At 70.4% G+C, this 9717-nt stretch carries 10 protein-coding genes; 5 read left to right on the forward strand and 5 right to left on the reverse strand.

Annotated features, from left to right (window positions below):
- Nucleotides 1–31 precede the first annotated feature (31 nt).
- On the reverse strand, nt 32–952 hold the full coding sequence (locus tag CCL05_RS39350; RefSeq protein WP_086565411.1) for a DUF389 domain-containing protein: 921 nt from the start codon (nt 950–952) through the stop codon (nt 32–34).
- Nucleotides 953–984: 32 nt separating this feature from the next.
- Nucleotides 985–1953 (reverse strand): type I pantothenate kinase, encoded by a 969-nt coding sequence (coaA, locus tag CCL05_RS39355; protein WP_167409705.1) that lies wholly within the window; start codon nt 1951–1953, stop codon nt 985–987.
- 194 nt (nt 1954–2147) lie between these two features.
- Here coaA and CCL05_RS39360 point away from each other — a divergent pair, with 194 nt between their 5' ends.
- The 3 genes from CCL05_RS39360 (at nt 2148) to glmS (ending at nt 5906) form a co-directional block, all read left to right on the forward strand.
- The gene (locus CCL05_RS39360; RefSeq protein ID WP_086565403.1) at nt 2148–3155 is read left to right on the forward strand and encodes an ATP-binding cassette domain-containing protein; all 1008 of its coding nucleotides are present in this window, start codon (nt 2148–2150) and stop codon (nt 3153–3155) included.
- Nucleotides 3152–3961: an ABC transporter permease gene (locus CCL05_RS39365; protein ID WP_086565404.1), complete on the forward strand. Its 810-nt coding sequence runs from the start codon at nt 3152–3154 to the stop codon at nt 3959–3961. Before CCL05_RS39360 ends, CCL05_RS39365 begins: the two co-directional genes overlap by 4 nt.
- Before the next feature lie 97 nt (nt 3962–4058).
- The gene (glmS, locus tag CCL05_RS39370; protein WP_086565405.1) at nt 4059–5906 is read left to right on the forward strand and encodes a glutamine--fructose-6-phosphate transaminase (isomerizing); all 1848 of its coding nucleotides are present in this window, start codon (nt 4059–4061) and stop codon (nt 5904–5906) included.
- A 58-nt stretch (nt 5907–5964) separates the two neighbouring features.
- Here the strand turns inward: glmS and CCL05_RS39375 are convergent, their stop codons facing one another.
- On the reverse strand, nt 5965–6312 hold the full coding sequence (locus CCL05_RS39375) for a hypothetical protein (RefSeq protein ID WP_086565406.1): 348 nt from the start codon (nt 6310–6312) through the stop codon (nt 5965–5967).
- Nucleotides 6313–6405: 93 nt separating this feature from the next.
- Nucleotides 6406–7071 carry an ankyrin repeat domain-containing protein gene (locus CCL05_RS39380; RefSeq protein WP_244204553.1) on the reverse strand — a complete coding sequence of 222 codons (666 nt, stop codon included), beginning with the start codon at nt 7069–7071 and terminating at the stop codon, nt 6406–6408.
- Between the two features lie 80 nt (nt 7072–7151).
- Between CCL05_RS39380 and CCL05_RS39385 the strand changes: the two genes are divergently transcribed.
- Both CCL05_RS39385 and CCL05_RS39390 read left to right on the forward strand, forming a co-directional pair.
- On the forward strand, nt 7152–7523 hold the full coding sequence (locus CCL05_RS39385; protein ID WP_086565408.1) for a holo-ACP synthase: 372 nt from the start codon (nt 7152–7154) through the stop codon (nt 7521–7523).
- A 34-nt stretch (nt 7524–7557) separates the two neighbouring features.
- Nucleotides 7558–8562, forward strand: coding sequence for a BtrH N-terminal domain-containing protein (locus CCL05_RS39390; RefSeq protein WP_086565409.1), 1005 nt, complete (start codon nt 7558–7560; stop codon nt 8560–8562).
- Nucleotides 8563–8587: 25 nt separating this feature from the next.
- On the opposite strand, the gene CCL05_RS39395 is transcribed toward CCL05_RS39390, so the two are convergent.
- A partial coding sequence (locus tag CCL05_RS39395) for a right-handed parallel beta-helix repeat-containing protein (RefSeq protein WP_086565410.1) occupies nt 8588–9717 on the reverse strand: 1130 nt, incomplete at its 5' end.

A 9717-nucleotide genomic window follows, 5' to 3' on the forward strand; every position in this document is an offset into this window, starting at 1 on the left:
TCGTGGCTGATCGCGCAGTTCCCCGCGCCCCCTAAGGTCGCTTCGACCAGAGCCATTTTTGGGTCAGCAGCGTCAGCGTGCCCGCGACGATGATGCCCAGCAGGTTCAGCAGGAGTTGTTCCGTGGAGCCCCAGGTCTGGTTCGTGTCGCCGTAGCTGAGGGCTACGGCGGCGTTCGCGGCGGCCGGGACCGTGGTCACCGAGATGGCCACGCCCACCAGCGCGCCCGACTTGGCGGAGGTCAGGGAGAGCGTGCCGGCGATGCCGGCCAGGACCGCCACGACGAAGGAGAACCAGTCGGGGGCGTAGATGAAGTGCGTGTTGGGGCGGTCGGCATCCAACTGGGCCTGGGTGAACAGGCCGACGCCGTCCATGAAGAGGCTGAAGCCGACCGTCACCGCCATCGCCACCGCGAAGCCCACCAGGAGGGCGATCAGCGAGCGCAGGGCCAGGCGTCCTCTGCGGCGGACGATCGCGGTGCAGATGCCGGCGAGCGGGCCGAACTCCGGGCCCACCGCCATGGCGCCCACGATCAGGATCGCGTTGTCCAGGACCACGCCGCAGGCCGCGATCATCGTGGCGAGGGTGATGAACGCGAGGTAGGTGACCGAGAGGGTCGACTCCTCGTGCGTCGCGTCGCTGAGGTGCTCCCACAGGACGGCGTCGGCGCCCTCGCCCGGTGCGTCGGCCTCGGCCTGATCGGCCCGCTCCGACAGCGACAGGTCGATGGTCTCGACGGCGATGGAACCGCTGGTGTCGATGCCGAGGTCCCGCAGGCCGGTGAGCAGTTCGTCGCCCGCCTCCCGCGCCACGTCGCACATCACGACGTCCCCGGCGGGGTTGCGGGCGGCGGCCGGCAGCACGACGAGGTGGGTGGTGCCGACCGTCTTCTCGATCAGCCGCAGCACGTCGCCGGTCTGTCCGGTCGGCGTGATCAGTCGCAGGTGGAGCATGGCGACCATCTAACCGGTCTTTCCCCCGGGCGTCACAGCTTGCGCAGGCTCAGGCGCTGCACCTTGTGGTCCGGGCCCTTGCGCAGGACGAGGGTGGCGCGGCCGCGGGTGGGGGCGATGTTCTCGACCAGGTTGGGCTGGTTGATCGTGCGCCACATGGTCCGCGCGTAGTCGAGGGCCTCCTCCTCCGAGACCTGCGTGTACTTGCGGAAGTACGAGGACGGGTTCTGGAAGGCGGTCGCGCGCAGCTTGCGGAAGCGGTTGAGGTACCAGCGCTCGATGTCCTCGACGCGGGCGTCGACGTACACGCTGAAGTCGAAGTAGTCGGCGAGACCGACCCGGGTGCGGCCGTCCTTGCCGGGGAGGGCGGGCTGCAGGACGTTCAGGCCCTCGACGATCAGGATGTCGGGGCGGCGGACCGTGAGCTTCTTGTCGGGGACGATGTCGTAGATCAGGTGGGAGTAGACGGGGGCCGTGACCTCGTCCTTGCCGGCCTTGATGTCGGCGACGAAGCGGGTCAGCGCACGGCGGTCGAAGGACTCGGGGAATCCTTTCCGCGACATCAGGCCGCGGGCCTGGAGCTCCTTGGTGGGCAGCAGGAAGCCGTCGGTGGTGACCAGCTCGACGCGCGGGTGTTCCGGCCAGCGCGACAGGAGGGCCTGGAGGAGCCGGGCGACCGTCGACTTGCCGACGGCGACCGAGCCGGCGACTCCTATGACGAACGGGGTGCCGGACTGGGAGCCCTGCTCGCCCAGGAAGGTGTTGAGCGCGCCCCTGAGGCCGTCCGTGGCACCGACGTAGAGGTTGAGGAGTCTGGACAGCGGAAGGTAGATGTCCCGCACCTCGTCGAGGTCGATGACATCGCCGAGGCCGCGCAGCTTCTCGACCTCCTCGGCCGTCAGCGGCAGCGGCGTCTTGTCGCGCAACGCGCTCCACTCGGCTCGGGTGAGGTCGACGTAGGGAGTCGCCTCCGGCCGCTGCCGGTGGGCGCTCCGGGGCATCGAGGAGACCGGAGAGATCACAGTCCATTGTTACGGGCGTACGAACGGACCGTGAGGTGGGATCCGTCACGCAGCGTCCTCGGCGCCTCCCCTATGGGAGAAAAGTGACCAAGGGGAGGAATGTCAGTGGTGTGCGTCACAGTTGTGGGTGAAGTGGGCCCGGGCCGGGGTCCAGGAACGCCGAGGGGTGACCCATGACGTATGCGATAGAGGCGGAAGGCCTGGTCAAACGGTTCAAGGACACCGAGGCGCTGGCCGGTGTCGACCTGGCGGCCCGCAAGGGCACGGTGCTCGGGCTGCTGGGCCCCAACGGTGCGGGGAAGACGACCGCGGTGCGGATCTTCGCGACGCTGCTCCGCCCGGACGGGGGCACGGCCCGGGTGGCCGGCCACGACGTGGTCCGGGAGGCCGGGGTCGTGCGGGCCACGGTCGGGCTGACCGGGCAGTACGCGGCGGTCGACGAGAACCTCACCGGCACGGAGAACCTGCTGCTCATCGGCAGGTTGCTGGGGCTGCCGAGGCGGCAGGCCAAGGCGCGGGCCGGTGAGCTGCTGGACCGCTTCCAGCTGACGGACGCGGCCGGCCGGGCCGCGAAGACCTTCTCCGGAGGCATGCGCCGGCGCCTCGACCTCGCGGCCAGCCTGGTCGGACGGCCCAGCATCCTCTTCCTCGACGAGCCGACCACGGGCCTGGACCCCCACAGCCGCGGTGAGCTGTGGGACCTGCTGCGCGGCCTGGTCGCGGACGGTGCGACCGCCCTGCTGACGACGCAGTATCTGAACGAGGCCGATGTGCTCGCCGACGACATCGTGGTGATCGACAAGGGCCGGGTGATCGCCGAGGGCGCGCCGGACCAGCTGAAGGCCCAGGTCGGCGGCCAGGTGCTGGAGCTTCGGCCGATCCTCGGGCAGGACCTCGCGCGGGCGCACGCGCTGGTGGCCCAGGCCGCCGGCCCGGAGGCCCGGATCGAGGGCGAGCGGATCACCGCGCCGGTGAAGGATCCCGAGCTGATGCCGGCCGTCGTGCGCGCGCTGGACCGGGAGGGGATCGCGGTGGGCGAGCTGGCCCTGCGCCGCTCTTCGCTCGACGAGGTCTTCCTCGCCCTGACCGGCCACCGGGCCGAACCGGGCGAGCCCGAACGCGACGGCGGAGCGGCCGACCGGGACGACGAGGCGCTGGAGAAGGCGGTGAGCCGGTCATGACCGCCACCACCATCACCGCGCCGGTCACCGCGTCGGGCCGCGTGCCGCCGCTCGCCGGGGTGCGGCAGACCTTCACGATGGCCTGGCGGAGCCTGGTCGCCGTCAAGCACAACCCGCTCGAACTGGTCGACTACAGCATCACGCCGATCATGTTCGTCTTCCTGTTCACCTTCGTGCTCGGCGGGCAGATGGCCGGATCGCCCGAGGCGTATCTGAAGTACGCGCTGCCCGGCATCATCGTGCAGAACACGCTGTTCATGACGATGTACACGGCCATGGCGCTCAACACCGACCTCACCAAGGGTGTCTTCGACCGGCTGCGCAGTCTGCCCATCGCGCGCTCCGCCCCGCTGATCGGGCGGATCACCGCCGACCTCGCGAAGCATGTGTGGGCGATGCTGCTGATGATCGGCCTCGGGCTCGCCCTCGGGTTCCGCATCACCGGCGGCTTCGGCGGGTTCCTGCTCGGCGCGCTGCTGCTGGTGGTGTTCGCCGCGGCCGTGTCGTGGACCGCGGTACTGATCGGGATGGTGGCCGGTGACGCGGAGAAGGTGCAGGCCTTCGCCTTCACGCTGATCTTCCCGATCACCTTCACCAGCAGCGCCTTCGTCGTCGTCGACACCATGCCGGGCTGGCTCCAGGCGTGGAGCGACGTCAACCCGGTCACACACCTGTCCGACGCCTACCGAGGGCTGCTGCTCGGCGGGGCGGTGGCGGAGCCGGTGCTGTGGTCGCTGGTGTGGGCGGCGGGTATCGCGCTCGTGTTCTATCCGCTGGCCATGAGGGCGTATCGCGCGAAGGTCTGAGAGCAGGGGGCCGAGGGGTTCGTACCCCGGTGGGAATTTCCGATTTCGGGCACGCGGCGGCCGGTTCGGCGCGGAAAACGACCCTAAGCTGCGGCCCATGTGTGGAATCGTGGGATACGTGGGGCCGCAGTCGGCGCTCGAAGTCGTGATGGCCGGGCTGAAGCGGCTGGAGTACCGGGGGTACGACTCGGCGGGCGTCGCCGTGCTGGCCGACGGCGGCCTGGCGACGGGGAAGAAGGCCGGCAAGCTCCTCAACCTGGAGAAGGAACTGGACGGCCGGCCGCTGCCGGCCGGCACGACGGGCATCGGCCACACCCGGTGGGCCACGCACGGCGGCCCGACCGACGTCAACGCCCACCCGCATATCGACAACGCGGGACGGGTCGCGGTCGTCCACAACGGCATCATCGAGAACTTCGCCCTGCTGCGGGCCGAGTTGGAGGAGCGGGGGCACGAGCTGGCCTCCGAGACCGACACCGAGGTCGTCGCGCATCTGCTCGCCGAGGAGTTCTCGGCGTGCGCGGACCTCGCCGAGGCGATGCGGCTGGTGTGCCGGCGGCTGGAGGGCGCGTTCACGCTGGTCGCGGTGCACGCCGACGAGCCGGACGTGGTGGTGGGCGCGCGGCGGAACTCGCCGCTGGTGGTCGGCGTCGGAGAGGGCGAGGCCTTTCTCGCCTCGGACGTCGCCGCGTTCATCGCCCACACGCGGTCGGCGATCGAGCTGGGACAGGACCAGGTCGTGGAGCTGCGCCGGGACGGCGTGACGGTGACGGGCTTCGACGGCCGCCCGGCCGACGTCCGCTCCTACCACGTCGACTGGGACGCGTCGGCCGCGGAGAAGGGGGGCTATGACTACTTCATGCTCAAGGAGATCGCCGAGCAGCCCAAGGCGGTCGCCGATACGCTGCTGGGCCGTATCGACGCCTCCGGTTCGCTGAGCCTGGACGAGGTGCGGATCCCCGCGGGGGTGCTGCGGGAGATCGACAAGGTCGTCATCGTCGCGTGCGGTACGGCCTTCCACGCCGGGATGATCGCCAAGTACGCCATCGAGCACTGGACGCGCCTGCCGTGCGAGGTGGAACTGGCCAGTGAGTTCCGGTACCGGGATCCGATCCTGGACGCGCAGACCCTCGTCATCGCCATCTCCCAGTCCGGCGAGACCATGGACACGCTCATGGCGCTGCGGCACGCCCGCGAGCAGGGCTCCAAGGTGCTGGCGATCTGCAACACCAACGGCTCGACGATCCCGCGCGAGTCGGACGCGGTGCTGTACACGCACGCCGGGCCGGAGGTGGCCGTCGCCTCCACCAAGGCGTTCCTGACGCAGCTCGTCGCCTGTTACCTGGTCGCCCTGTACCTGGGCCAGGTGCGGGGCACCAAGTGGGGGGACGAGATCCGGGCGGTGGTCCGCGACCTGTCCTCCATCGCCGGTGCGGTGGAGCAGGTGCTGGGCACGATGGAGCCGGTGCGGGAGCTGGCGCGCACACTCGCGTCGAAGAACACGGTGCTGTTCCTCGGCCGCCATGTCGGATATCCGGTGGCGCTGGAGGGCGCGCTGAAGCTCAAGGAGCTGGCGTACATGCACGCCGAGGGGTTCGCGGCGGGGGAGTTGAAGCACGGGCCGATCGCCTTGATCGAGGAGGATCTGCCGGTGGTCGTCGTGGTGCCGTCGCCGCGCGGGCGGTCCGTGCTGCACGACAAGATCGTGTCCAACATCCAGGAGATCCGGGCGCGGGGTGCGCGGACGATCGTCATCGCGGAGGAGGGGGACGAGGCGGTGGTGCCGTACGCGGACCACCTGATCCGGGTGCCGGCCACGCCGACGCTGCTCCAGCCGCTCGTGACGGCGGTGCCGCTCCAGGTGTTCGCGTGCGAGCTGGCGACGGCTCGCGGGAACGAGGTGGACCAGCCCCGGAATCTGGCGAAGTCGGTGACGGTGGAGTAGCGGAGCAACAGACAAGGGGCGAACGGCCGGTCGCCGTTCGCCCCCGTGCAGCTGGCGACTACCAGTTGATGCAGGTCTTCGGGACCCAGCCGTTCACCTTGTCGCCGCCGTAGTACCACATGTTGCTCTTCTTGCCGCAGGCCGTGTACGAACCGCCCTTGTAGGCCTTGCCGTCGTTGCAGATCCCGCCGCGCTTGCCCTTGCCCCAGATGCCGAGGGCGGTGGCGGACGTCTTCGGCGAGGTCCGGACCTTGACGGTCTCCTTGGCCTTGACGTTGACGATCGCCTTGCTGCAGTCCTTCGGCGGGGCCGCGGCGGCGGTGCCGGCGGTCGCGACGGTGCCGGTGAGGGCCGTGGCGAAGAGGGCTATCGAAGTGGCCGCGGTTCCCAGCGACTTGAACTTCATGGTGGTGCGTTCCTCCCGTTGTGTGCGATGCCGTTTGCACATCGCGGTCATCGCGAACTGTACAAGGGGGAGGGGGAGTTCAAGATCGGGGGTTCAGTAAGGGTAGCTCCAGGGCGCCGGCGGCCTGGGGCTGTAGGGGAGCTTGGTCCAGCCGTCGGGGGTCACGTGGTAGAAGTCCCCGTTGTCGCCGTCCATCCGCGAGCTGCCGTGCACGTGCACGATGTCCGCGTGAAGGCGGTAGTGGAAGCCGCCCATCATGCCGACCACCCGGAAGAAGATCCGCACGTCCAGACCCTCCGTCAGGGGCGCCAGGGGTGGCAGGAGGTGCTCGATCTCGTCGAAGCAGCTGCCGGTGCGCTCCCGCAGCATCGCGTGGAAGTGGCGCTCCAACGCTTCGGAGGGAGCCGGGAGTTGCCGCACCGCGACCGGCTCCAGAAGCTCAAGCAGGTGCGTGTGACCCCGCTCCCGCGCGATGTCCACCGGGCGCCGTCCGTCCCGGGCGCGCTGCGTGCGCCAGGCGCCGTGCGCGATCAGCCGGGAGACGACCGCGATCGTGGCGCCGTGCCAGGCGGCCTGGTGCAGCGGGGCGAACCCGCTGCGGTTCCCGGGGCGGGCGAGATTGACCCGCTCGGGCTTCTTCACCAGCTCCTCGAACACGCCGTCCCAGTCGGCGTCCCGGGCCAGGTCCGAGAACCGGTCCCGCTCCTTCAGGTACCAGTCCCCGTAGCGCTCGCGGTCGGTGAGGCCGTCCCATTCCATGCCGATCATGCTAGGGGGTGTCCGCCTGGTCGCCACGTCGAGTCCCAAGGCGGGGCGAGACTCGCCGTAGGGTGCTGGGCATGAGCATTATCGGGGTCGGGATCGACGTCGCCGAGATCGATCGGTTCGCGGCGTCGCTGGAGCGTACGCCCGCGTTGGCCGGACGGCTGTTCGTGGAGCGGGAGTTGTTGCTGCCCAGTGGGGAGCGCCGCGGGGTCGCCTCCCTGGCTGCCCGGTTCGCCGCCAAGGAGGCCCTGGCCAAGGCGCTGGGTGCGCCGCCCGGGCTGCTGTGGACCGATGCCGAGGTGTGTGTCGAGGACAGTGGGCAGCCGTGGCTGCGGGTGACCGGGACCGTGGCCGCGCGGGCCGCCGAGCTCGGCGTGCGGTCCTGGCATGTGTCCCTGAGCCATGACGCGGGTGTCGCCTCGGCCGTGGTGATCGCTGAGGGCTGACAGGGGGCCGCATCCCCGTCCAGGAGGCAATGGCATGACCACGGTGCAGGGCGTCGAGCCCCGCGGCACGCAGCACTGCGAGACGTCGGCTCTGGGTGTGCTGCTGAGGCATCAGGGGCTCGATCTGTCCGAGCCCATGCTCTTCGGCCTCGGGGCCGGCCTGTCCTTCCTCTACTGGGACAGCAAGAACATGGACTTCCCCTTCCTGGGCGGGCGCGTCAAGCCCTTCGAGCTCACCAGGAACCTGGCCGCCGGGCTGGGGCTGGAGCTCGTGGTCCAGGAGACCGGCTCCGCCCGTAAGGCGTGGGAGAACGTGGCGACCGCCATCGACGCCGGACTGCCCGTCGGACTCCAGCTCGACAGCTACCACCTGGACTACTTCACCTCCAAGGTGCACTTCGGCGGTCACGTCGTCGCCCTGTACGGCTACGACGAGCACGACGCCCACCTGGTCGACACCGAGCAGCAGGGCGGCGCGGTGTCCACCAGCCTGAGCGGTCTCGCCCGGGCCCGGGCCGCGCGCGGACCGATGACCGCCAGGCACCGGTCCTTCACGCTCACCGCTGCGGGGCAGGTGCCCGATCCGCGGAGCCGGATCGTCCCCGCCGTCACCGCCTCCGCCGACGCCTTCCTGAACCCGCCGATCGCCAACCTCGGCCACCGGGGCATCGAGAAGGCCGGCAAGCTCGTCCGCACGTGGCTCCAGCGCACCGACGAACCGCGGCGGGACCTGCCGCAGGCCGCGCTGCTGATGGAGAAGGCCGGCACCGGCGGCGCCCTGTTCCGGAACCTGTACCGCGACTTCCTCGCCGAGTGCGCCGAGTGGTTCGACAGCGGCCGTCTGCGCACCGGGCACGCGCTGTACTCGGAGGCGGCGGGCCTGTGGACGGACGTGGCCGCGCTCATCACGAACGCCGGTGAGTCGGGTGATGAGCAGTGCCTCGTGGAGGCGGGGGCTGTTCTCGCCGATGTCGCCCGTATCGAACGGGATGCCATGCGGGCGCTGAGCCGCCTGAGCGAGGAAGCCCCCGCCGGGTGAGGCGAGGGCTTCACGGGCGCGGGTGTCAGCAGATCGTCTGGCTGCTGTTCACCCGCGTGATGTTGCGGAACGTCGTGTTCTCACCGCACGGGCTCTCCCTGATGGCCGAGTTGGTGACCGTCAGGTTCTGGATGGTGATGTCCTTGTTGTTCGGGAACTCCGAGCGGGCGGCCAGGCGCAGTTCGCCGCCGCCTGAGATCGTGCCGCTCCGCGCCGCGAGGTTGACGTTGTAGCAGTTCTCGATCAGGACCGAGTTGTTGCCGGTGTCGGAGATCGTCACCTTGTCGATCGTCGCCCCGCCGCTCTCCGAGACGCAGAACACCCCGCGTCCGCCGCCGCGCGCGATGACCTCGCCGACCCGGATGTTGGTCGGGTAGCCGCTGCCGACCCGGCCGTTGCGGTTGGCCATGCGGAAGGCCGCGTAGCCGGTGCCCGTGCCCGCGTTCTCCGCGTCCACCTTGGTGACGGTGGCGTTGATGGTCTGGTTGAGCAGCAGGCCGGACTCGCCCACGTTGCGGGCGGTGACCGTGCCGATGGTGATGCCGTCGACGCCGTAGGTCTCGACCGCGTGGCTGGACGCGCCGGAGACGTAGACGTTGTCGATGCGGACGTTGCGCGTCCACTGGCTGGTGTCGCCGCGGTTGTCGATGCGGACGCCCAGGCCGCGGGAGAGGCGCATGTCGATCTGGCCGAGCACGACGTTCTGGACGTTGCGCAGGAAGATGCCGTAGAGCGGGGTGCCGGTCAGCTTGAGGTTCTGGACCTCCACGTCGCGGGTGCCGCGGGAGTAGACCGGCGCCTGGTCGCCGGAGCCGCTGCCGGTGACGTTGATGGTGCCGCAGACGTCGAGGACGGTGTAGCTCGGGAGGGAGATGCGTGAGCCCGCCGAGATCGAGCCCGAGCCGCGGACCACGACCCGTTCCTTCGAGGTGCGCCCGGAGCTGAGGCTGTTGACGGCCGCCTGGACGGCCGCGCGCATGTCGGTGCCGGTGTAGACGGTGCTGCCGCCGCGCCGGGCGGTCCAGGTGCCGCCGTTCTGCACGGCCTCTGCCTGGTAGGAGCCGTCTCCGCAGGCCGCCGCCCGGGTCGGGGCGGCGGTGGCGGGGGCGGTCAGGGTGCCGGCGGCGGTGAGGACGGCGGTGGCACCGGCGGCGG

It is taken from the genome of Streptomyces africanus (genome assembly GCF_002150735.1).
In the GTDB taxonomy this organism is placed as follows: Bacteria; Actinomycetota; Actinomycetes; order Streptomycetales; family Streptomycetaceae; genus Streptomyces; species Streptomyces africanus.